20 protein-coding genes are annotated in these 22,587 nt (G+C 68.7%); 14 read left to right on the forward strand and 6 right to left on the reverse strand.

The window, feature by feature from the left end:
• Nucleotides 1–3: 3 nt before the first annotated feature.
• A complete protein-coding gene (locus HWX58_RS11945) occupies nt 4–669 on the reverse strand; it encodes a copper resistance CopC family protein (protein WP_227530744.1) in 666 nt (221 codons plus the stop codon).
• 100 nt (nt 670–769) lie between these two features.
• On the opposite strand from HWX58_RS11945, the gene HWX58_RS11950 reads away from it, so the two are divergent.
• From HWX58_RS11950 to HWX58_RS11960, 3 genes are all read left to right on the forward strand, one after another.
• Nucleotides 770–1,255, forward strand: coding sequence for an FHA domain-containing protein (locus HWX58_RS11950; protein WP_227530745.1), 486 nt, complete (start codon nt 770–772; stop codon nt 1,253–1,255).
• On the forward strand, nt 1,255–1,944 hold the full coding sequence (ftsR, locus tag HWX58_RS11955) for a transcriptional regulator FtsR (protein WP_175988021.1): 690 nt from the start codon (nt 1,255–1,257) through the stop codon (nt 1,942–1,944). The genes HWX58_RS11950 and ftsR overlap by 1 nt, the downstream gene beginning before the upstream one ends.
• A gap of 98 nt (nt 1,945–2,042) precedes the next feature.
• Nucleotides 2,043–2,588 (forward strand): MerR family transcriptional regulator, encoded by a 546-nt coding sequence (locus tag HWX58_RS11960; RefSeq protein ID WP_175988023.1) that lies wholly within the window; start codon nt 2,043–2,045, stop codon nt 2,586–2,588.
• A gap of 99 nt (nt 2,589–2,687) precedes the next feature.
• On the opposite strand, the gene HWX58_RS11965 is transcribed toward HWX58_RS11960, so the two are convergent.
• Nucleotides 2,688–3,500: a ParA family protein gene (locus HWX58_RS11965; RefSeq protein ID WP_175988125.1), complete on the reverse strand. Its 813-nt coding sequence runs from the start codon at nt 3,498–3,500 to the stop codon at nt 2,688–2,690.
• Between the two features lie 93 nt (nt 3,501–3,593).
• Between HWX58_RS11965 and HWX58_RS11970 the strand changes: the two genes are divergently transcribed.
• The 3 genes from HWX58_RS11970 to def are packed head-to-tail and all read left to right on the forward strand — an operon-like array spanning nt 3,594 to nt 9,010.
• Entirely contained in the window at nt 3,594–7,001 is a 3,408-nt protein-coding gene (locus tag HWX58_RS11970) for a pyruvate carboxylase (protein WP_175988025.1), read from the forward strand.
• A 42-nt stretch (nt 7,002–7,043) separates the two neighbouring features.
• Nucleotides 7,044–8,519, forward strand: a complete 1,476-nt coding sequence (locus tag HWX58_RS11975; RefSeq protein ID WP_175988027.1) for a MinD/ParA family ATP-binding protein — start codon at nt 7,044–7,046, stop codon at nt 8,517–8,519.
• Nucleotides 8,519–9,010: a peptide deformylase gene (gene def, locus HWX58_RS11980; protein ID WP_175988029.1), complete on the forward strand. Its 492-nt coding sequence runs from the start codon at nt 8,519–8,521 to the stop codon at nt 9,008–9,010. The genes HWX58_RS11975 and def overlap by 1 nt, the downstream gene beginning before the upstream one ends.
• Nucleotides 9,011–9,147: 137 nt before the next feature.
• Here def and HWX58_RS11985 read toward each other — a convergent pair whose 3' ends face one another.
• Entirely contained in the window at nt 9,148–10,974 is a 1,827-nt protein-coding gene (locus HWX58_RS11985) for an AMP-dependent synthetase/ligase (RefSeq protein WP_175988031.1), read from the reverse strand.
• Between the two features lie 180 nt (nt 10,975–11,154).
• Between HWX58_RS11985 and HWX58_RS11990 the strand changes: the two genes are divergently transcribed.
• Both HWX58_RS11990 and HWX58_RS11995 read left to right on the forward strand, forming a co-directional pair.
• The gene (locus HWX58_RS11990; RefSeq protein ID WP_175988033.1) at nt 11,155–11,841 is read left to right on the forward strand and encodes a lysophospholipid acyltransferase family protein; all 687 of its coding nucleotides are present in this window, start codon (nt 11,155–11,157) and stop codon (nt 11,839–11,841) included.
• 38 nt (nt 11,842–11,879) lie between these two features.
• The gene (locus HWX58_RS11995; protein WP_175988035.1) at nt 11,880–13,211 is read left to right on the forward strand and encodes a class II 3-deoxy-7-phosphoheptulonate synthase; all 1,332 of its coding nucleotides are present in this window, start codon (nt 11,880–11,882) and stop codon (nt 13,209–13,211) included.
• A gap of 93 nt (nt 13,212–13,304) precedes the next feature.
• Here HWX58_RS11995 and pknB read toward each other — a convergent pair whose 3' ends face one another.
• Both pknB and HWX58_RS12005 read right to left on the reverse strand, forming a co-directional pair.
• Nucleotides 13,305–15,245 (reverse strand): Stk1 family PASTA domain-containing Ser/Thr kinase, encoded by a 1,941-nt coding sequence (gene pknB / locus HWX58_RS12000; protein WP_175988037.1) that lies wholly within the window; start codon nt 15,243–15,245, stop codon nt 13,305–13,307.
• Nucleotides 15,246–15,334: 89 nt separating this feature from the next.
• Nucleotides 15,335–16,321: a LysM peptidoglycan-binding domain-containing protein gene (locus HWX58_RS12005; protein WP_175988127.1), complete on the reverse strand. Its 987-nt coding sequence runs from the start codon at nt 16,319–16,321 to the stop codon at nt 15,335–15,337.
• A gap of 190 nt (nt 16,322–16,511) precedes the next feature.
• On the opposite strand from HWX58_RS12005, the gene HWX58_RS12010 reads away from it, so the two are divergent.
• The gene (locus tag HWX58_RS12010; RefSeq protein WP_175988039.1) at nt 16,512–16,859 is read left to right on the forward strand and encodes an Rv2175c family DNA-binding protein; all 348 of its coding nucleotides are present in this window, start codon (nt 16,512–16,514) and stop codon (nt 16,857–16,859) included.
• Between the two features lie 4 nt (nt 16,860–16,863).
• Here HWX58_RS12010 and HWX58_RS12015 read toward each other — a convergent pair whose 3' ends face one another.
• The gene (locus HWX58_RS12015; RefSeq protein ID WP_175988041.1) at nt 16,864–17,952 is read right to left on the reverse strand and encodes a polyprenyl synthetase family protein; all 1,089 of its coding nucleotides are present in this window, start codon (nt 17,950–17,952) and stop codon (nt 16,864–16,866) included.
• A gap of 87 nt (nt 17,953–18,039) precedes the next feature.
• Between HWX58_RS12015 and HWX58_RS12020 the strand changes: the two genes are divergently transcribed.
• From HWX58_RS12020 to HWX58_RS12040, 5 genes are all read left to right on the forward strand, one after another.
• Complete coding sequence (locus tag HWX58_RS12020) at nt 18,040–18,429, forward strand: SCO2097 family morphological protein (RefSeq protein WP_175988043.1); 390 nt, start codon at nt 18,040–18,042, stop codon at nt 18,427–18,429.
• A gap of 267 nt (nt 18,430–18,696) precedes the next feature.
• Nucleotides 18,697–19,128, forward strand: a complete 432-nt coding sequence (gene mraZ / locus HWX58_RS12025; RefSeq protein ID WP_175988045.1) for a division/cell wall cluster transcriptional repressor MraZ — start codon at nt 18,697–18,699, stop codon at nt 19,126–19,128.
• 99 nt (nt 19,129–19,227) lie between these two features.
• Nucleotides 19,228–20,166 (forward strand): 16S rRNA (cytosine(1402)-N(4))-methyltransferase RsmH, encoded by a 939-nt coding sequence (rsmH, locus tag HWX58_RS12030; protein WP_175988047.1) that lies wholly within the window; start codon nt 19,228–19,230, stop codon nt 20,164–20,166.
• Nucleotides 20,163–20,738: a cell division protein FtsL gene (gene ftsL, locus HWX58_RS12035; RefSeq protein ID WP_250646222.1), complete on the forward strand. Its 576-nt coding sequence runs from the start codon at nt 20,163–20,165 to the stop codon at nt 20,736–20,738. Before rsmH ends, ftsL begins: the two co-directional genes overlap by 4 nt.
• A 39-nt stretch (nt 20,739–20,777) precedes the next feature.
• Entirely contained in the window at nt 20,778–22,559 is a 1,782-nt protein-coding gene (locus HWX58_RS12040) for a peptidoglycan D,D-transpeptidase FtsI family protein (protein WP_175988049.1), read from the forward strand.
• Nucleotides 22,560–22,587: the final 28 nt, after the last annotated feature.

Here is a 22,587-nt window from a genome sequence, read left to right on the forward strand (position 1 = left end):
AGCCTATCGCTCTGCAGGGTCGTCCGACCCGGCGTCGTGCTGTTCCGCCGCACCCGGTTCGCGGCGGCTTTTCGCCAACAACACGGCGATGAGCGCACCGAGTCCTGCCGCCAGGATGATGCCGCCGATGATCCAGGGCAGATTGCGCACGAAGGAGTCGCCGTCGGCGGGCGTTCCCTCCTCCGCGGGGGGAGCCGTCGACGCGCTCGGCTCGCTCGACGCGCTCTCGGTGGGCGTCGCCGACGGCGCCGCGGTCTCGGGCGCCGAACCGGTGGTCACGGTGAAGCGGAACTCGCCATCCGTCGGATGCCCGTCGCTGGAGACGACCTTCCAGAGCACCCGGTACTCGCCGGCCTCGCCGCCGGCGGTCAACGGCTGGGTCACCATCGCGCCGTCCACCTCGGCGGGGCCGTCGGTGACGGATTCGCCCGCGGCATCCGTCACGACGACCTCGGTCGATCCCTCGCCGCCGATCAAGGCGGCGCCGAAGGTGAGGGTGAGCTCGTCCGGCAACGTCTCGATGGTCGAGTCGGCCGCCGGGTCGGACTCCACGAGCGCGTCGTGCGCGGCCGCCGGCTGCGGCCAGGCGAGCAGGAGAGCGAACGCGACGAGCAGCGCTGCGGCGATCATGAACGGGGTGAGGGGGCGTCGTGAGGTGAGGGTGTGCACACGTCCACCCTAGGAAACGGCCTTGTGCGCGTGCTGTGTCGGACTGGGCCTCGCTCGGCGGTCGCGCGATCCGTTAGTCTGGATCGGAAGGAGGGCCACCGTGACAGATTTCGAAAGCCGACCGGCTCGCGACGCGTCGATTCACCGCGACGGCGAGCAGCGGCACGACGCCACGCAGACATTCGGACACGACTCCGACCTTTCCTTCGTCCCGTTCGGCGCGGAGCTGACCGAGGTCGAGCAGTCCGCGATCTCGGCGCTGCCCACCGGCTCGGCTCTCCTGCTCGTGCGCTCGGGCGCGATGGCAGGGGCCCGCTACCTGCTCGACACCGACGTCACGACCATCGGGCGGCATCCTGAAGCCGACATCTTCTTCGACGATGTCACCGTCTCGCGCCGTCACGCCGAGATCACGCGCTCGGGTCGCTCGTTCGAGATCATCGACCAGCGTTCGCTCAACGGCACGTACGTCAACGGGGAGCGCGTCGACCGCAGCGAGCTCGTCAACGGGTCTGAGCTGCGCATCGGCAAGTTCCGTCTGAACTTCTTCATCTCGCCCGCCGACCTCGCGGTGGCGTCCGACTGATGGCGGCGCTTCCCGCCCGCGATCGCTCTGCGTCCGCGGGGCTCCTGAGCATCGGTCAGGTCCTCGCACGGCTCACCCCGGAATTCCCCGACCTCACCTCCAGCAAACTGAGGTTCCTCGAGGTTCAGGGCATCGTCACGCCCTCGCGCACGGAGTCCGGCTATCGCAAGTTCTCGCCGTCCGACATCGAGCGGCTGCGGCTCGGACTCACCCTCCAGCGCGATCACTATCTGCCGCTCAGCGTGATCCGCGAGCAGCTGGACGAGGCCGAGGCGAACGGCGACACCGGACTCGCGTTCGCCCCGCCGCCCTCGATCACCCCGGCGCCGCGCCGGTACCGTCGTGAGGAGCTGCTCTCCGCAGCGGGAGCAGGGCCGCAGATCCTCAACGACGCCATCAGCACCGGCATCATCGCGGCGGCCGAGACCTACCCCGAGTCGACCGTCACGCTGCTGCGCGGCCTCGTCGCACTGGACCGTCACGGCATCGAGCCGCGTCACCTTCGGACCGTCCGCCAGAGCGCGGAGCGCGAGGTGTCGCTGATCGAGTCGGCCATGTCTGCGCTGCTGCGCAGGACGGATGCCGCGTCCCGCGGCAAGGCGCGTGAGATGGGTCCGGAACTGGCGGGCAAGATCAGTGAGGTCAGGGCGGCCTTCGTCAAAGAAGCACTCGCCCGCGTGCTTTCGTAACGAACAGGTTGCGACACACCCCCACAGCGAAGCGGATGTCGTTGCCCGGGGCAGGGCACTGCTCTAGCGTGGGGGTAACCCGTCAGAGAGGAAGTCATATGAATGCGGATGAGCGTGCAGGCGACCCGCGGTTCGTGACCGAACTCCTCTTCACCGACGGCCTTCCGGCGATGGACGACGAGGTCGGCTACCGCGGTGCTGTCGCAGCCCGTGCCGCCGGTATCACCTACCGCCAGCTCGACTACTGGGCGCGCACCGAGCTCGTCGAGCCGACCGTGCGCGGCGCCAGCGGATCCGGGTCGCAGCGTCTCTACGGCTTCCGTGACATCCTGGTCCTCAAGCTCGTCAAGCGTCTGCTCGACACCGGCATCTCGCTGCAGCAGATCCGCACGGCCGTCGATCAGCTGCGCGCAGCCGGCATCCGCGATCTCGCGGGAACGACGCTCATGAGCGACGGCGCTTCGGTCTACCTGTGCACCTCGAACGATGAGGTCATCGACCTCGTCAGCCGCGGCCAGGGCGTCTTCGGCATCGCCGTCGGCAAGGTCCTTCGCGAGGTGGAGTCCACGCTCGTGGAGTTCGACCCCACCGCGCCGGACCCCGTCGACGAGCTCAGCGCGCGCCGCGCCAAGCGCTCCGCCTGACGCGCAGCCGCTCCTACATCAGCGAAGCAGCAAGGCCGCGCCGAGACAGCAACGAGATCGCGCTGTCTCGGCGCGGCCTTGCCGTCTTGGGGCGTGTGATCAGGCCTGGGCGCCGGTCTCCGGGACGGGGACGCGGCCGGTGCGCACGATACGGTCCAGGAGCAGGTCGAAGTCGGCGGCGAGCTCCTGTGCGGAGTCGCCCGGCCAGATGTGCAGCGGCTTGGCCGCTCCCTGCGCCTGCTGCAGCGACGTGCGCTCCGGCAGCTGAGGGGAGAGCACGAGCGGGCCGAACATGTCGCGCAGCTCCTTGATGCGGAACTGGTGCTCGATCGATTGCGGGCGCACGCGGTTGACGACGATGCCCAGCGGCTGAAGACGGGGGGAGAGGCCGCGGCGGATCTCCTCGATCGCGCGCAGGGCGCGGTCGGCGGCGGCGACCGAGAAGAGCCCCGGTTCGGTGACGACCATGACCCGGTCGCTCGCTGCCCACGCCGTGCGGGTGAGCGCGTTCAACGAGGGGGCGCAGTCGATGAGCACGAGGTCGTAGTCGCTCTCGACGGAGGCCAGTGCCTCCTCGAGCTTCCAGACGTCGCGGACACTCGGGTGCGGACCGTCGTAGTTGATGGCCGACGGGCTGCCGATGAGGACGTCGATGGTTCCGGGGTGCACCTTCGCCCAGCCGCTGGAGGTGATCGCCTGGCGGACGACCTTCTCCTTGGGGTTGGCCAGCACATCCGCGACATTGAGTCGACCGGCGACCTGGATGTCCATGCCGGTGGAGACGTCGGACTGCGGGTCCAGGTCGACGACGAGAGTCCGGACACCCCGGGCGAAGGCCGCAGAGGCCAATCCGAGGGTCACGGTCGTCTTGCCGACACCGCCTTTGAGAGAGCTGACGCTGAGTACGTGCACGGAGACCACGTTACCTTCCCCTAGGCTTGGAGAACACTCAGCCCCGCCCCATGTGCGTCGACTGCGCCGCGCATCGAGCTACCAGAGGTGTGCATGTTCCAGAAGATCCTTGTGGCCAATCGCGGCGAGATCGCGATCCGCGCCTTCCGAGCGGCGTTCGAGGTGGGGGCCAGGACCGTTGCCGTGTTCCCGTATGAGGACCGCGGGTCGCAGCACCGGCTCAAAGCCGACGAGGCATATGAGATCGGCGAGCGCGACCACCCCGTGCGCGCGTACCTGAGCGTCGACGAGATCATCAGGGTCGCGCTCGAGTCGGGCGCCGATGCGATCTACCCGGGCTACGGGTTCCTCTCCGAGAACCCCGAGCTCGCCGAGAAGGCGGCGGCGAACGGCATCGTCTTCATCGGCCCGCCCTCTGCCGTCCTCGAGATGGCGGGCAACAAGGTCGAAGCCAAGCGGCACGCGATCGAGGCCGGCGTGCCGGTGCTGCGCTCGACCGAGGCATCCGACGACGTCGACGCCCTCGTCGCCCAGGCGGACGAGATCGGCTTCCCGGTGTTCGCGAAGGCCGTCGCGGGCGGCGGCGGCCGCGGCATGCGCCGCGTGGAGAAGAAGGCCGACCTCCCGGCCGCGCTCGCCGAGGCGATGCGCGAAGCCGAGAGCGCGTTCGGCGACCCGCGCATGTTCCTCGAACAGGCTGTCGTGCGTCCTCGCCACATCGAGGTGCAGATCCTCGCCGACAAGACCGGCGAGACGGTTCACCTGTTCGAGCGCGACTGCTCGGTGCAGCGACGCCACCAGAAGGTGGTCGAGATCGCACCTGCTCCGAACCTCGACGACAGCATCCGGACCGCGCTGCACGGCTACGCGATCGCGTTCGCCCGGTCGATCGGCTACGAGAACGCCGGAACCGTCGAGTTCCTCCTCGAGACCGCAGGGGAGCGGGCCGGTGAGGTCGTCTTCATCGAGATGAACCCGCGCATCCAGGTCGAGCACACCGTGACCGAGGAGGTCACCGACGTCGACCTCGTGCAGGCGCAGATGCACATCGCGGCCGGAGCGACGCTCGCCGACCTCGGGCTGCAGCAGGACAGCATCCATCTGCGCGGCGCCGCGCTGCAGTGCCGCATCACCACCGAGGATCCGACGCAGGGATTCCGCCCCGACACCGGCAAGATCACCACCTACCGTTCGCCCGGCGGCGCCGGTGTCCGCCTCGACGGCGGCACCGTGCACCAGGGTGCGCAGATCAGCCCGCACTTCGACTCCATGCTCTCCAAGCTCACCTGCCGCGGTCGCGACTTCGAAGCGGCCGTGGGACGGGCGCGCCGGGCACTCGCGGAGTTCCGCATCCGCGGCGTCTCGACGAACATCCCGTTCCTGCAGGCGCTCCTCGCCGACGACGCGTTCATCGCCGGTGACATCAGCACCTCGTTCATCGACGAACGCCCCGACCTGCTGCAGGGACGCGTGTCAAAGGACCGCGGGACCAAGCTGCTGAACTGGCTCGTCGACGTCACGGTCAACAAGCCCAACGGCGACCACCCCGGCGTGATCGACCCGGCTGCGAAGCTCCCGAGCATCGACCTGGCTGCCGAGCCTCCCGCGGGTTCGCGCCAACGGCTCCAGGAGCTGGGCCCTGAGGGCTTCGCCCGCGCCCTGCGCGAGCAGTCAGCCCTCGCGATCACCGACACGACGTTCCGCGACGCGCACCAGTCGCTGCTGGCGACACGCGTGCGCACGCGCGACCTCGCCGCCGCCGCCCCGTACCTGGCGCGTCTGACCCCCGGTCTGCTGTCTGTCGAGGCCTGGGGCGGAGCCACGTACGACGTCGCCCTCCGCTTCCTCGGCGAGGACCCGTGGGAGCGACTCGACAAGCTGCGGGCGGCGCTGCCGAACATCAACATCCAGATGCTGCTGCGCGGCCGCAACACCGTCGGCTACACGCCGTACCCGACGGCGGTGACCGAGGCGTTCGTCAGCGAGGCGGCGACGAGCGGCATCGACATCTTCCGCATCTTCGACGCGCTCAACGACGTGGCGCAGATGCGCCCGGCGATCGACGCGGTGCGCGCCACCGGCAGCGCCGTCGCCGAGGTCGCGCTCTGCTACACCGGTGACCTGCTGAACCCCGCCGAAGACCTCTACACGCTGGACTACTACCTGCGCCTGGCGGAGCAGATCGTGGATGCCGGCGCCCACATCCTCGCCATCAAGGACATGGCCGGGCTCCTGCGCCCCGGGGCCGCCGCCACGCTGGTGCGCGCGCTCCGCGAGCGCTTCGACCTGCCGGTGCACCTGCACACCCACGACACCCCCGGCGGGCAGCTCGCGACCCTGCTCGCGGCCAGCGCTGCGGGCGTGGACGCCGTGGATGCGGCATCCGCCCCGTTATCGGGGACGACCAGTCAGCCCTCGCTCTCGTCGCTCGTCGCGGCGCTGGCGCACACCGAGCGCGACAGCGGCATCGATCTCGCCGGCGTCTCGGACCTCGAGCCGTACTGGGAAGCCGTTCGCAACCAGTACGCGCCCTTCGAATCCGGGCTTCCCGGCCCCACCGGACGTGTCTATCACCACGAGATCCCGGGTGGTCAGCTCTCGAACCTGCGTCAGCAGGCCAAGGCGCTCGGGCTCGCCTCGGACTTCGAGCTCATCGAGGACATGTACGCCGCGGCCGACCGCATCCTCGGTCGCGTGCCGAAGGTCACGCCGTCGTCCAAGGTCGTCGGCGACCTCGCGCTGCACCTTGCCGCAGTCAAGGCAGATCCCGCGGACTTCGAGGCGAACCCCGAGAAGTACGACGTCCCCGATTCGGTCGTCAGCTTCATGGCGGGTGAGCTCGGCGACCTGCCCGGCGGGTGGCCCGAGCCGTTCCGCAGCAAGGTGCTCGCCGGCCGCACGGTGCGCACCGGACTCACCGAGATCTCGGCCGACGACGAGACGGCGTTGGCGGGATCGAGCACGGAGCGGCGCGAGCGTCTGAACACGCTGCTGTTCCCGGCCCCGACCAGGGAGTTCGCGCAGCAGCGCGAGCTGTTCGGCGACCTCTCCGTGCTCGACACGGCCGACTACCTGTACGGACTCGTCCAGGGGCAGGAGCACCTCGTCGAGATCGACCGCGGCGTGCAGCTCTACGTTGGCCTCGAAGCGATCGGCGAGGCCGACGAGCGAGGCATGCGCACCGTCATGACGACCCTCAACGGGCAGCTCCGTCCGGTGTTCGTGCGCGACCGATCGGTCGCGGTCGACACGCACGAGGCCGAGAAGGCAGACAGCTCGCAGCCCGGTCAGGTGGCGGCCCCGTTCTCCGGTGTGGTCTCGCTCAAGGTCGACGTCGGCGCGTCCGTGCGGGCCGGCGAACCGGTAGCATCCATCGAGGCGATGAAGATGGAGGCGGCGATCACCGCACCCGTCGACGGTGTCATCGAGCGGCTGGCGATCGCCTCCACTCAGCAGGTCGATGCCGGGGATCTTTTGGTCGTGATCACCCCCGCCAAGTAATCTTGTGCGGGCGACACGCTCGCACAAGCTTGGAGTGACACAGTGACATCGAAGAACAGTTCCCCCTCGGAGGACGACGATCTCGGCATCCTCGACGAGGCCGCATCGCTCGACACGACCGCGCTCGGCATCCTCGGGCACACCTCGCAGGTGAGCGTCACGCTGCCCGCCAGCGCGGACGAGGACGACGACCTGACCGAGGATGACATCGTCGACGGCGAGTTCTCAGGCGAGATCCTCGTCGGTGAGATCGAGACCGCTCACGAGGATGAGGATGCTGCGGATCCGGTTGCCGCCGTCAGTGCTGTGGATGCGGTCGAGGTGACCGAGGAGGCAGAGCCCGTCGAAGAATCGGTGCCCATCGAGGAGCCCGAGCCGGTCGGGGAGCCCGAGGTCGTGGAGGACGTCCTCGACGAGCCCGAGGCCACCCCGGCGCCGGCACCGGCCGCACCCGCACCGGCGGCAGCGGTGGCTCCCGCCGCCCCTGCCGCTCCCGCCGCGAAGCCCGCAGCCCCCGCACCCGAGATCGCGTTGACGGCCAAGCGGTTCGGGGAGCAGGCCGGGCAGTCGTCCCGCGAGACCGCCGACCTGCTGACGCCCGACCGCCTCCTCAACCCGAGTCAGCTGACCAAGCCCGAGCCCGAGGGCGCGTGGAGTCACCTGCTCTACTCGATCTCGGGGCGGCGCATCAACATCGGTGACGGCAAGCGGGCACGTGAGCGCAAGGCCCTCACCGCTCGGATCGCGAATGCCCTCTCCGGAGGCGCGCGTTTCGTCCCCGTGCTCTCGCGCAAGGGCGGCGTCGGAAAGACGACCGTCACCGCACTGCTCGACATGGCGCTCGCAGACGCACGCGAGGACCGCGTCATCGCCGTCGACGCGAACCCCGACCGCGGCACCCTGGCCGACCGCATCGTGCGGGCCCCGGGGGGCAAGTCGGTGCGGGACCTCGTCAGGATCCACGACGAGGTCAACGGCTACCACGACCTCTCCGCGATCGTCGCCCGTGACTCCACGCGCCTCGACGTGCTGGCATCCGACACCGATCCGCACATCGCCGAGGCCTTCAGCGACGAGGAGTACCGCAATGTCGCCGGCGTCGCCGCGCACTACTACTCGCTCGTGCTCACCGACACCGGAACCGGCATCGTGCACTCGGTGATGGGGGCCACACTCGACCTGGCCGATCAGATCGTCATCGTGTCGGGGCTCAGCGTCGACGAAGCGCGCCTGGCGTCCGAGACGCTGACCTGGCTCGAGACCAACGGCCACGAGGAGCAGGCGCGGAACGCCATCATCGTGCTCAACCAATCGACGCCCGGGAGCCCTCTGGTGCGCCTGAACGAGCTCGAGGCGCACTTCAAGACCCGCGCCAAGCATGTCGTGCGGATGCCGTACGACGCGCAGATCGCCGGCGGCGGGGCCATCGTGTTCGCCAACCTGCAGCCCGAGACGCGTCAGGCGGCTCGTGAGCTCGCGGCTGTGCTCGTCGAGAGCCTGCGGGCGAAGGCCGCCTGATGACCGTTCGCGAGATCCGTGTCTTCGGCGACCCCGTCCTGCGCACGAAGTGCTCGCCGGTCGAGCAGATCGACGACGGTGTGCGCTCGCTCATCGCCGACCTCGTCGACAGTGTGAAGCTCCCCGGCCGTGCCGGGGTCGCAGCTCCGCAGATCGGCGTCGCGGTGCGGGCGTTCAGCTATAACATCGACGGCGACGTCGGCTACGTCATCAATCCCGTCCTCACCGAGGTGCGCGGCGAGCCCGTGCCGACCGGTGAGGGATGCCTGTCGGTTCCCGGTCTCTGGCACGACGCGCTGCGCCACCCGTGGGCTCGGGTCGAGGGCATCGACCTCGACGGCGAACCGGTCGTGCTCGAGGGGGAGGGGCTGCTGGCACAGGCTCTCCAGCACGAGACCGATCACCTCGACGGGATGCTGTACCTCTCGCGTCTCGCTCCGGAGGACCGCAAGACGGCCATGCGCGAGATCCGCGAGAGCGACTGGTTCTGACACCTGCTTCCCACAGACCCCGTCTCAGCGACGAGACCCCGTCGTAATCACGTTGATATGACGGGGTCTCGTCGGCAAGACGGGGTCTGTGCACGAAGAATGCCCCGGCCGAAACCGGGGCATTCTTCGTCGGGTGCTCAGCCGATCGCGACGTTCGTCGTCTGCACCGGCTCGTCGTAGATCGCCGAGATCTGGTCGGCGAAGTCCGACACGATCACGTTGCGCTTGATCGACATCTTCGGGGTGAGGTGACCGCTCGCCTCGGTCCACTCCGTGTCGAGGATCGTGAACTTGCGGATCGATTCCGCACGAGAGACGCTCTTGTTCGCGATGTCGACGGCACGCTGCACCTCGGCGCGGACGGCCTCGTTCTTCGCGGCATCCGCGATCGACATGTCGGCCGGGAGACCGTTGTTGCCGAGCCATGTCGGCAGCATCTCCGGGTCGAGAGTGATGAGAGCCGAGATGAACGGCTTCTGATCGCCGACCACGACCACCTGTCCGACGATCGGGTTCGCCCGGATCGGGTCCTCGAGCGCTGCCGGAGCGACGTTCTTGCCGCCGGCCGTGACGATGATCTCCTTCTTGCGGCCCGTGACCGTGAGGTAGCCCTCGGAGTCGAAGCTGCCGATGTCGCCGGTGCGGAACCAGCCGTCATCGAACGCATCGGCGGTCGCCTCGGGGTTGTTCCAGTACTCGCGGAACACGTTGATGCCCTTGACCTCGATCTCGCCGTCCTCGGCGAGACGCACGCCGACGCCGGGGAGCACAGGGCCGACCGTGCCGATCTTCGTCTTGTCGGCGACGTTGACCGTGGCAGGGGCCGTCGTCTCGGTGAGGCCGTAACCTTCAAGGATCACGACGCCCAGGCTGTGGAAGAAGTGCCCGAGGCGGGGTCCGAGGGGAGCGGAGCCCGAGACGGCGTACTGGACGTTGCCGCCCATCGCCTCGCGCAGCTTGCCGTAGACGAGCTTGTCGAACAGGGCGAACTTGATCTTCAGCCCGAACGGGATCTTCTGGCCCTCTTCGAGCAGTCGCGAGTGCTCGATCGCGGCAGCGGCCGCGGCGCGGAAGATCTTGCCCTTGCCGCCTGCCTCGGCCTTCTGCTCGGCGGAGTTGTAGACCTTCTCGAACACACGCGGCACGGCCAGGAGGAAGGTCGGCTTGAACGAGCCGAGCGCTGGCAGCAGCTGCTTCGTGTCGGGCTGGTGCCCGGTGCGCACACCGGCGTGGACGTCCAGGATCGAGATGAATCGCGCGAAGACGTGGGCGGTCGTGATGAACAGCAGGGTGGATGCTCCGGGCGTCTGCACGACCTTGTCGAGCGACTTCGCCGAGTTGCGGGCGAGCTCGACGAAGTTGCTGTGCGTGAGCACGCAGCCCTTCGGGCGGCCCGTCGACCCCGAGGTGTAGATGAGGGTCGCGATGTCGGAGCCGACGGCGATGTTGCGGCGTCGCTCGATCTCGGCATCCTCGACGCCCGTGCCGGCGGCGGTCAGCGTGTCGATGGCGCCCAGATGCATCTGCCAGACGTCGCGGACGAGCGGGAGGTCGCCGCGCACCTCGTCGAACTTGGCGAAGTGATCAGCGGACTCGAGCATGATCGCGATCGCGCCGGAGTCCTCCATGATCCACTGGATCTGGCCGGGGGAGCTGGTCTCGTAGATCGGCACCATCACGGCGCCGGCGTAGAAGAGCGCGAAGTCGACCAGCGTCCACTCGTACGTGGTGCGCGCGAGGAATCCGACCTTGTCACCGGGCTGGACGCCGGCTGCCACGAAGCCCTTCGCGAGCGCGATGACCGCGGTCTGGAAGTCGGCGGCGGAGATGTCGCGCCAGCCGGAGCCGTCGGGGACGGAGAACAGCGCGAGGTTGGGGGTGGCCTCGACGCGCTTCACCAGAAGATCGGTGATGTTCGCCTCGGGGTCGGCGGGGACGATCGCGGGGACTTCGAATTGGACCACGGCAGCTCCTTCGGTACCGGTCGGGCACGGCTTTCCCTGAGTCTAGGGCACAACCTCATGCGAACCCGGTGGGTTTTGGTATTCAGTAGCGTATCAAGTGAGACTCAGTCGCACGCCTCGGGAAGGTCGTCGACGCGGTGATGATGTCGGTCCGACACCCCGGAGATAGACTTCCAGACGATGTTCTACTGGCTGATGAAGTACGTGGTGGTTGGCCCCATCGTCAAGGCGGTCTTCCGCCCGTGGATCGTGGGCCGAGCCAACGTGCCCCGCAACGGTGCGGCGATCCTCGCGAGCAACCACCTCTCGGTCTCCGATTCGATCTTCCTTCCGCTGCTCATCGACCGGCCGATGTCGTTCCTGGCGAAGAGCGACTACTTCACCGGGCGCGGCCTCAAGGGCTGGGCGACCAAGAACTTCATGAAGGCGACGGGGCAGATCCCCATCGACCGCTCGGGAGGCAAGGCCTCCGAAGCGTCGCTCAACACCGGACTTCAGGTGCTCGGGCGCGGCGATCTGCTCGGCATCTATCCGGAGGGTACCCGCAGTCCCGACGGCAAGCTGTACCGCGGGCGCACCGGGCTTGCGCGCATGGCCCTTGAGGCGAAGGTGCCGGTGATCCCCGTCGTCATGGTCGACACCGACACCGCGATGCCGATCGGCCGGACCGTCCCACGGGTCGTGCGCGTCGGGATCGTCATCGGAGAGCCGCTCGACTTCTCCCGCTACGCCGGGATGGAGAACGACCGCTACATCCTCCGATCGGTCACCGACGAGATCATGGTCGCCCTCCAGCGACTGGGCGAGCAGGAGTACGACGACGTCTACGCGTCGTCGGTCAAGGAGCGGATGCCGCGGCTGTCATGACGGCACGGCGCTGCGCGCCGCGCCGGTAAGCTGGGCAGATGCCTCAGCACGCTCTCGACACCTGGCGCGACCTCCCCATCAAGCAGCAGCCGACGTGGCCCGACGCTGAGCGCGTGGCCGACATCTCCCGGCAGATCGCCGCGCTCCCGCCGCTCGTGTTCGCCGGTGAGGTCGACAACCTCCGCGACCGGCTCGCCCGTGCGGCATCCGGCGAGGCGTTCCTGCTGCAGGGCGGCGACTGCGCCGAGACGTTCGCCGGGGCGACGGCCGAGCAGATCCGCAACCGGATCAAGACCGTGCTGCAGATGGCCGTCGTGCTCACCTACGGCGCATCCATGCCCGTCGTGAAGATGGGGCGCATGGCCGGCCAGTTCGCCAAGCCCCGCTCCAGCGACTCCGAGACCCGCGGAGACGTCACCCTCCCGGCCTACCGCGGCGACATCGTCAACGGCTACGACTTCACCGAGGGCTCGCGTCAGGCCGACCCCGGCCGTCTGCTGCAGGGCTACCACACCGCAGCATCCACGCTGAACCTCATCCGGGCGTTCACGCAGGGCGGTTTCGCCGACCTCCGCGAAGTGCACTCGTGGAACAAGGGCTTCGCGCAGAACCCCGCGAACCAGCGCTATGAGCGCATGGCGGCCGAGATCGACCGCGCCATCAAGTTCATGGAGGCGGCGGGCGCGGACTTCGACGAACTCAAGCGCGTCGAGTTCTTCACCGGTCACGAGGGCCTGCTCATGGACTACGAGCACCCGATGACCCGCATCGACTCGCGCACGAGCACGCCGTACAACACCTCCGCGCACTTCCTGTGGATCGGGGAGCGCACGCGCGACCTCGACGGCGCGCACGTCGACTACTTCTCGAAGATCCGCAACCCCATCGGCGTGAAGCTCGGCCCCACGACGACGCCCGAGACGGCGCTCGCGCTGATCGACAAGCTCGACCCGAACCGCGAACCAGGGCGCCTGACGTTCATCACGCGCATGGGCGCGGGGACGATCCGCGACGCCCTGCCGCCGCTGCTCGAGGCCGTCCGCGACTCCGGCGCGACCCCGCTGTGGGTGACCGACCCCATGCACGGCAACGGCATCACCACGCCGACCGGCTACAAGACGCGTCGCTTCGACGACGTCGTCGACGAGGTGCGCGGCTTCTTCGAGGCGCACCGCGCGGTCGGGACGTTCCCCGGCGGCATCCACGTCGAGCTCACCGGCGACGACGTCACGGAGTGCCTGGGCGGATCCGAGCAGATCGACGAAGAGGGCCTCGCCACCCGCTACGAGAGCCTGTGCGACCCGCGCCTGAACCACATGCAGAGCCTGGAGCTCGCGTTCCTCGTCGCCGAGGAGCTCGAGAAGCGCTGAGTCCGCTCGCGTGGCCGGCCCATAACCCCGCGAACCGCCCTTCCGGATGCCGAGGAAGGGCGGTTTCTGCGTTGACGACGGGCGGGACGACCGCTAGAGGACGCCGCGGATCTGCATGTAGACCTCGGCTCCGGAGCGGCGCATGGATCCCGCGGCCGGATCGGTTCCGGTGACTTCGGTGTTGGAGTCGGCCAATGCGCTCCAGAAGCCGTTCCATGTCGGCTCGAATCCGGCATCCCGAAGCGCCTGAGCGGCTTCGTCGCGCGTCATGCCCGACACCTCGGGGACCTCGAACAGCTGCGGCCCGAGCGAGACGACGAGCGTCATGGTGTCGCCGGGGCGCCAGTTACCGCCGCCGTCTCGCTCCCCGGTGCGGATCACGCGGCCCTGCTCGACGTCGTTGCTGTACTCCTCGACGGTGTTCGTCGTGATCTGCTTCTCGCCCAGTGCGTTCGACGCCTCGTTGACGGTCATGCCGGTGACGTCCGGCAGGCCGCCGAGCGACACGACGAGGTTGGCGGTGTCGTCCTCGAAGACCTCGCAGCCCTCGCCGCAGGCGACGGCGTCGCCGCCACCGCGCGGCGTGATGGTCGCGTTGATCACGATGTCGTTGCCGGCGTTCGAGTAGAGCTTCAGCACGTCGTCGGAGACGTTGATCCCGAGCCCGGCGAGATAGTCCCGCGCTTCATCCACGGTCTTGCCGTTGAGCGTCTCGACCGTGCGAGGGGCCGGCCCCGTCGAGATGAAGACCGTGACCTCCGTGCCTTTGTCGAGACGGTCTCCTTCTGCGGGTTCCGTTCGGATCGCGACGTCCGGGTCCACGTCGACCGAGCTCTCACCCGCCTGCACGGCGACGAAGCCCTCGTCCTTCAGCGCGGCGGCTGCCTCGTCGTACGTCATCCCGGCGACCGAGGGCACAGCCACGAGCGAACCCGGCCCCGACCCGAACCACCAGCCGACGCCTCCGGCGAGCACGGCGAGCAGCATGACGAGGGCGAGCAGGAACGCTCCGCGTGCCCGGCGCTTCGAGGTGCGGCGGCGCAGCAGTGTCGCGTTGTCCACCGGTTGCGCGGCGACGGGCCCCGTGACGGGATCGAGAACCATGGTCGAAGGCATGACCTTGGTGAGATCGCCCGAGTCGGACTGCTTGCGGATCGGTGCCGTGGTCGCGGCAGGCGCGGGGGAGATGCCGAGCTGACGCTCGATCTCGCGCAGCCGGTCGAGCATCTGCTGGGCGTCGTCCGGACGCTCGTCCGGAGACTTCTCCGTCGACCACAGCACGAGCTCGTCCAACTGCTCGGGCACACCGGGGTTGCGGACGCTCGGCCGCGGAACCGACTCCGTCGCATGCTGGAATGCGATCTGCATGGGCTGCTCGCCCTTGTAGGGCTGCTCGCCGACGAGCATCTCGTAGAGCATGATGCCGAGGGCGTAGATGTCGCTGCGCGCATCGGCCGTGCCGCGCGTGACCAGCTCGGGGGCGAGATATGCGATCGTGCCGAGCAGCTGCTGCCCGGTGGCGGTGTTCGCCGTGGTGGCCCGCGCGAGTCCGAAGTCGCCGATCTTGATGCGGCCGTCTTCGGCGAGCAGAACGTTCTCGGGCTTGACGTCCCGGTGCACGATGCCGGCTTTGTGAGCCGCCGCGAGCCCTGACAGGATCGCATCCATGATGGAGATCGTCTGCGGGACCGTGAGCCGCTTCTGCTCGCGGAGGAGCTCCCGCAGCGTGATCCCGGGCAGATACTCCATCACGAGGTAGGCGAGTTCGCCGTCCTGCCCCTGATCGAAGACGTTGACGACGTGCGGATCCGCGAGGCGCGCGGCCGCACGGGCCTCCTGGATGAACCGGCTCTGGAACACGGCGTCGTCGCTGAGGTGACCGTGCATGACTTTGAGGGCGATGCGCCGCTCGAGGCGGAGATCGGTGGCGACGTACACGGTGGCCATGCCGCCGCGCGCGATCCGCGCACGGACCCGGTACCGACCGTCGACAAGCCGCCCGATGAGGGCGTCTGCCTGCTGATTGGTCGTCACGTACAGATTCTATGGAGAGCTGGCTGAAAGCCCGGGGAGCGCCTCACCCTTGGCCCGGTATTCCGCGCACAGCAGGTATGCGGCGACGCTCAGCCGTAGAGGTCGAGCCAGGTGTACGCCGCCTGCTCCCATTTCGCGTAGCGATCGGGGTACGCGGAGATCTGCACGGCCTGGGCGGCCTCGGCGAACGACATCTTCTCCCACCCCGGGATGTCCAGGAGGCCCCGGGTGGTCGTGCCGTCCGGGTTGGACGCGCCGACGAAGAACGCGCGGATGCTGTACCCGCGATTCATGATCTGCTCGGGCTCGCCCCACCCGGTGCTGCTGCGCTGCTGGAACAGTCCCAGAGAGTCGCGGTCGCCCCATTCGAGGTTGCGGAGCCAGGCCTCGACCATGGACGTGCCCAGTGCGATGGCGATGCCGCGCTCGGGGACGCCGAGTTCGTGGCCGATGCGGATGATGAGGGTGGCGTTCTCCGCCTGGAGCGCGTTGAGGTCGGCCGAGGTGGATGCGGCGGACGGCGTGGGAACGGATGCCGGGGCGGCCGCTGCGGCCGGCTGCGGCGCGTTCGCGGCCGCGATGCGGATCGTCTGACCCGGGTAGATGATCGAGCCGCGGCCCAGACCGTTCGCGGCGAGGACCGCGTCGACAGACGTGCCGTGCTTCTTCGCGATCGCGAAGATCGTGTCGCCCGCGACGACGGTGTGCGAGCCCGTGGCCGTGGTCGACGGAGCCGCGGCCGGCGCCGGGGCGGCCGGCGTGCTCGCTGATGGGGCGGGAGCAGGAGCAGCGAGACGGATCGTCTGACCGGGGTAGATGACCGTCCGCCAGCCCAGGCCGTTCCATGTCAGGACGTCGGCCGCGGCGAGGCCGTGCCGCTGTGCGATGCCGGCGATCGTGTCGCCCGGACGCACAGTGTACGAGGCGGGCTTCGCGGCTGCCGGGACGGGGCGAGGGGTCTTCTCGAGCTGGAGCGCGCCGCCAGCGCGTGCCTGCAGGGGCGTGGGTGCCGTGTCCGCGGGAGCCGCGGCGTGCGCGGGCGTTGCGGCCAGCGCTCCGACCAGGACGCTGACCATCGCGGCCGGCGCACCGATCTGGGCGGATCTCTTGCGGTTCGACATCGCTGCGAGTCTCACGGTTTCCCTCCTGTTCGGACCCTGAAACGCTGACACGGATGTAAAGGGAAGTCAACCAAAGTGACGAATGTGATGCATGTGACAGAAGAGGCGATGTGCGCCATCGCGGCGGAGGTGAGATAGTCGAGACGTGTCTGACGTACCTGCAGCATCCCCCGGCGACTGGCTGACCACTCCTGACCTCGTCGAGGCCCTGGGGGAGCCGCTCGGCCGGGTCCGCCGACTGATCGCCGAGCAGCATCTGGTCGGCTCGACCCGCAACGGCGCGTTCGCCGTTCCCGGCATCTTCATCGTCGACGGACGCCCACTGGCCTCTCTGCGCGGAACGATCATCGTGCTCGCAGATGCAGGCTTCTCCGACGACGAGATCATCGACTGGCTGCTCGCCGAGGATGAGGAGCTGGGCAGAACGCCCATCGCCGCGCTCCTCGACGGGCACAAGAGCGCCGTCCGCCGCGTCGCGCGCGCACTGGCCTGAGGCCTCAGGCGGTTCTGACCGTCGCCGCCCTGGCGAGCTCGCGGAGCGTGCCGACCGCCGCAGTCTCGAGCCGTGCGCCCGACAGGGCGCGATCGGCCTCTGCGGCGTAGTCCTCGATCATCGCCTCGACGCGGTCCAGCGCTCCCGAGGCCGTGATCGTCGCCTGCAGTGCCGCGACCTGGCTCGCATCGAGGTCAGGATCGCCCAGCAGGTCGTCGAGCACGCGGCGCGCGGGGGCGTCGAGGTGCTGACGTGTGAGCGCCACGAGCACGGTCCGCTTGCCCTCGCGCAGGTCGTCTCCCGCCGGCTTGCCGGTGACGGACTCGTCGCCGAACACGCCCAGCACGTCATCGCGCAGCTGGAAGGCCATCCCGACCGGATGCCCGAACGCGCGCAGCGCGCGGAGCTGGTCGGCATCCGCCCCGGCCAGCTCCGCACCCAGCGCGAGCGGCTGCTCGATGCTGTATCTGGCCGATTTCAGCGAGACGACGCGCAGGGCGCGCTCGGCGTGCTCGTCGTCGGGATTGACGCGCCACGCCGATTCCTCGGCGATGTCGAGGAACTGGCCGGTGGTGACGTCACGACGCATCCGCGCGTATCCGGCGCGGACGTCGGGGGCGTGCGGATGCTGCGCGAGAGCATCTTCAAGCAGATCATCGCTCCACGAGATGAGCAGGTCGCCGAGCAGGATGGCGGCCGAGCGGCCGAACGCCGCCGCATCGCCGCCCCATGAGCGGGCGACGTGCTCGTGCTCGAGAGCGCGGTGTGCAGCGGGCCTGCCGCGGCGGGTGTCGGAGTTGTCGATCAGATCGTCGTGCACGAGCGCGGCCGACTGGAACACCTCGAGCGCGGCGCACAGGTCCCATACGGCGTCGGACTCAGCCGCCGTCCGGTCCGCGAAACGGGCGACCGCCTGCCAGCCGGCGTGGCAGAAGCGCGCCCGCAGACGCTTGCCTCCCTGCAGAGTGGCGACGGCGGATTCGATGAACAATGCGGCATCGGGCCCGTACTCCGCGGACTCGGCCCGCAGACGTGCGGTGAAGCGATCCAGGCGGGTGGCGACGGCCTGCTGGACTTGCTGGGAGAGGGGCACGATAATCAGCTTAGGTTCTCAGCCGAAACCTAGCCTCAGCCCGCGCGCTGAGCGTAAACTGGAGGACACTGACCCGAGGGAGGCGTCATGCCACTGTCTGAACAGGAGCAGCGTCTGCTCGATGAGATGGAACGCCATCTCCTGCACAACGATGCCGACATCGTCAGCGCGCCCTCCGGCGATCGAGCACTCAGCTACCGTAACCTCGTCTACGGCGCTGTCCTGCTGCTGGTCGGCATCGGAGCGCTCGTCGCCGGCGTCGCACTGGGCAGCCAGCTCGGCGCGGTCGTCAGCATCGTCGTCGGCGTCATCGGCTTCGCGGCCATGCTCGCCGGCGTGATCCTCGCCGCGACCCCCACGCGCCGCACCGGCACGAGCCGTTCGCCGAAGGCCCAGACGCCGAAGGGCCCGCAGAACTCCTCGTCTTTCATGGACCGCATGAATGACCGCTGGGATCGCCGCCACGAGGGTCACTGACCCCGGGGCCTCCACCAGCCCCCACTTCACAAGCCCGGATGCGCAGAGCATCCGGGCTTTTTCGTCGTTCTGAGACGATCTCCTCCACTCCGGCTCCACTGTCCTCCACTGGTAATCCATGCCCTTGATCCGCGGAATCCTGCGGGTCTGCTCGCGTGTGCTCCGAAGTTCTGCCATTCTCTTCGCAACTCTTCCTATATAAGTGGAGGGAAGTGGAGTAAAGTGGGGAACACCTCGAGTTGGCCGGACGAAGGGGGGTGATGGCCGATGTTGCTGGGAACGTATTCACCGAAGCTCGACGACAAAGGGCGCGTCATCCTTCCGGCGAAGTTCCGTGAAGACCTCGGAGGCGGCATCGTCGTCACCCGCGGTCAGGAGCGCTGCCTCTACGTCTTCAGCACGGCCGAGTTCGAGGCGATGCACGAGCGGATCCGGCAAGCGCCGCTCAGCAACAAGCAGGCCCGTGACTTCCTGCGCATGTTCCTCTCGGGGGCCAGCGCAGAGATGCCCGACAGCCAGAACCGCATCACCATCCCCGGTCACCTCCGTCAGTACGCGGGGCTCGAGAAGGAGCTCATCGTCACCGGCGTCGGCGCCCACGCCGAGATCTGGGATGCCGCGGCCTGGAACGACTACCTCGCCGCCGGCGAGGAGAGCTACTCAGAACTGGAGCAGGAGGTGATTCCCGGACTCTTCTGACCTCGGCTGTGATGCCCCGCCGCTCCCGCCCCGACACACTTCCCCGGTGCCGGGTCGTGAAGCGGAGGGGGATCAGGGCCCAGGTCCCCGGAAACGATCATGAACCTCCGCGACATCCACACCCCAGTACTCCTCGAGCGCTGCATCGAGCTCATGGCCCCGGCGCTGCAGCACGACGGCGCGATCGTCGTCGATGCGACGCTCGGCATGGGCGGGCACTCCGAAGCGCTGCTCGAGCGATTCCCGAACATCCGCCTGATCGGCCTCGACCGCGACACCGACGCGCTGCGCATCGCCGGCGAACGCCTCGCGCGCTTCGCCGACCGCGTCACCCTGGTCCACACCGTCTACGACGAGATCGGCCTGCACGCGCAGGGTGCCTCGGCCATCCTCATGGACCTCGGCGTCTCCTCGCTCCAGCTCGACGAAGCAGACCGCGGCTTCGCCTACTCCAAGGATGCTCCGCTGGACATGCGGATGGACCAGACCAAGGGCGTGACCGCGGCCGAGGTGCTCGCGACCTACAGCGAGGGCAACCTCCGCCGCATCTTCGAGCGGTACGGCGAGGAGAAGCTCGCCGCACGCTACGCCCGCTTCATCGTGCAGGCGCGCGACGAGAAGCCGCTGGTCCGCTCCCAGGACCTCGTGGACCTGCTGCAGTCCGCGACCCCGGCAGCTGCGCAGCGCGCCGGTCACCCCGCCAAGCGCGTGTTCCAAGCTCTGCGCATCGAGGTGAACTCGGAGCTGAGCGTGCTCGCCGACGCGATTCCCGCCGCGATGGATGCTCTCGCCGTCGGCGGCCGGATCGTGATCATGAGTTACCAGTCGCTGGAGGACCGCCTCGTCAAGCAGGCGTTCGCCGCGGCATCCGCGTCGACGGCGCCGGCGGGGCTTCCCGTCGAACTGCCCGAGCACGCACCGCGATTCCGCACGCTCACCAAGGGAGCCGAACTCGCGAGCGACGAGGAGAAGGCGCGCAATCCGCGTGCCATACCGGTGCGCCTGCGCGCCGCAGAACGAGTGAGGGAGGCCGCATGAGCCGCGCCACCGCAGCAGCCCTGCTGCCCGAGTCCCCCCGGCCGAACACCGCGGCGCCCCGTACGGAGCGCCGCCTCACGAGCGTCACGGCACCGGCCCCGCGTCGACGCCCGAAGCTCGCCTATGCCCTCGTCGCGGTGGCCGGCGCCGCCGCGATCGCCGCCGCGCAGATCGGGCTGTCGCTGGCGATCACCAACGACTCGTTCGTCCTCGCCGACCTCACCTCCCAGCAGCGCGAACTCGATCTTCAGACCAGCGCTCTGCAGGACGATCTCGCCGGGATCTCGTCACCGCAGCTCCTGGCGACGAAGGCCTCTCAGCTGGGTCTCGTCGTCGCGGGCCCGGCGTCGTACCTGCGACTGAGCGACTCGGCCGTGCTCGGTTCGGACGAGGGCGCCAGCTGGGGCTCGACGGTCAATCCGGAGGGAGCGGGCGCCGTCAACAACGCTCTGCTCGACGAGGACGCGCAGGAGGCGGTCGCGGCGGAGGAGAACGCCGAGACGAGCACGACGAAGGACCCCGACCTGCCGCCGGCCATCACCGATGGTCTCCCCAGCCCCACCACCCGCTGACACCGACCCACTGCTGACACAGGACACGGAGAGAGCCGCATGACCACTCGAGCCACGCGCGGACCGCGCCGCCGGACCGTCGTCGCCCTCGCCGTCATCCTCATCGTGCTGTCGGCGTTCGTCGTGCGCCTGGTCGACATCCAGGTCGTCAGCGCCAGCGACCACGTCGAGGACTCGCTCCAGGTCGGCCAGCTCGGCAGCACCGACACGATCCACGGCGACCGTGGTTCGATCGTCGATCAGAACGGAATCGCGCTCGCCGCGAGCGTCAAGGTCTACGACGCCCAGCTCAGCCCGAGCCTCATGCAGGAGCTCGAGGACGACGAGAAGAACCCTCCCAAGGTGCCGTGGAACGAGGCATCCGACCGGATCGCAGCGATCATCGGGCAGGACCCCGAGGAGCTCCGCGCGGCCGTCGCGGCCAACCTCGAGGCCGACCCGAACTCGCAGTACTACCAGCTCGCCAAGGGCCTCAGCACCGAGAAGTACCTCGAGCTGCGCGACCTCGGGCTGCTGTACGTCTACGCGAAGGCCCGCGAGACCCGCGTCTATCCGAACGGCGCCGTCGCAGGCAACGTCGTCGGCTACGTGGACTCAGCCGGCGACGGCCAGGCCGGCATCGAGCAGATGCAGACGCAGTGCCTGTCGCCCACGAGCGGGGAGCGCAGCTACCTCCGCGGCAAGGACGGCGTCACGATCCCCGGAAGCGAGCGGACTGTCGATGCCGTCGACGGCGGCACCGTGACGCTCACGATCAACAGCGACCTGCAGTGGTACCTGCAGCAGATGATCGCCGAGGAGGCGCAGACGCAGAAGGCGCAGTCCGGCACGGTCACGGTGGTCGAGATCGAGACGGGCAAGATCCGTGCGGCGGCCGAGTGGCCCTCCCTCGACCCCAACGACCTGAACGCCTCGTCTCCCGATGACTGGGGCACCAAGGTGTTCGGCAACACGTTCGAGCCCGGCTCCACGTTCAAGGCCGTGACGGCCGCGGCCCTCCTCGACTCCGGCGCCGTCGACATGAACACGACGGTCACGGCATCCAGCCACGAGAAGTTCGCCAACGGCGCCGTCATCAACGACGCGTTCGTCCACGGCGCCTATCAGTACACACTCGCAGGGGCCCTCATCGACTCCTCGAACGTCGCGCTGTCCAAGTTCGGCACCATGGTCGACCCGCAGGTGCGCTACGACTACCTGGAGAAGTTCGGGGTCGGACAGACGACCATCGACTTCCCCCGTGAGGCGACCGGTGAGATCCACCCCGTCTCCGAGTGGGACGCGCAGTCGCTCTACACGACGACGTTCGGCCAGTACTACACCGTCACCGCGCCTCAGCTCGCGAACGTCTACCAGGCGATCGGCAATGACGGCGAGAAGATCGACATCTCACTGATCGAGTCGTGCACGATGCCCGACGGCACCGTGATCACCCCCGAGGCTCCGAAGCACGAGCAGGTCATCAAGAAGAGCACGGCGACGACCCTGCAGCGCATGCTCGAGAACGTCGCCGTCCAGGGGGGACTTGCCGATCAGATCAAGATCCCCGGCTACCGGATCGGCATCAAGACCGGTACCGCGCAGGTCACCGACGGCAAGGGCGGCTACAAGAAGGGCGTGTACTACACGAGCATGGTCGGCATCGCCCCGATCGATGACCCGAAGTACGCCGTCGTGGTCACTCTGGACCAGCCGACTAGGATTACATCGTCCGCAGCAACCGCATCCGCCTTCCAGAAGGCGATGACACAGGTCCTGAAGACCTACCGCGTATCGCCGTCCACCGTGCCGATGGACGAGCCGCTGCCCAAGTTCAAGTAGCCGGCCCCGTGCCGCGCATGGAGACGTC

This window comes from Microbacterium tenebrionis (genome assembly GCF_903645325.1).
GTDB lineage: Bacteria > Actinomycetota > Actinomycetes > Actinomycetales > Microbacteriaceae > Microbacterium > Microbacterium tenebrionis.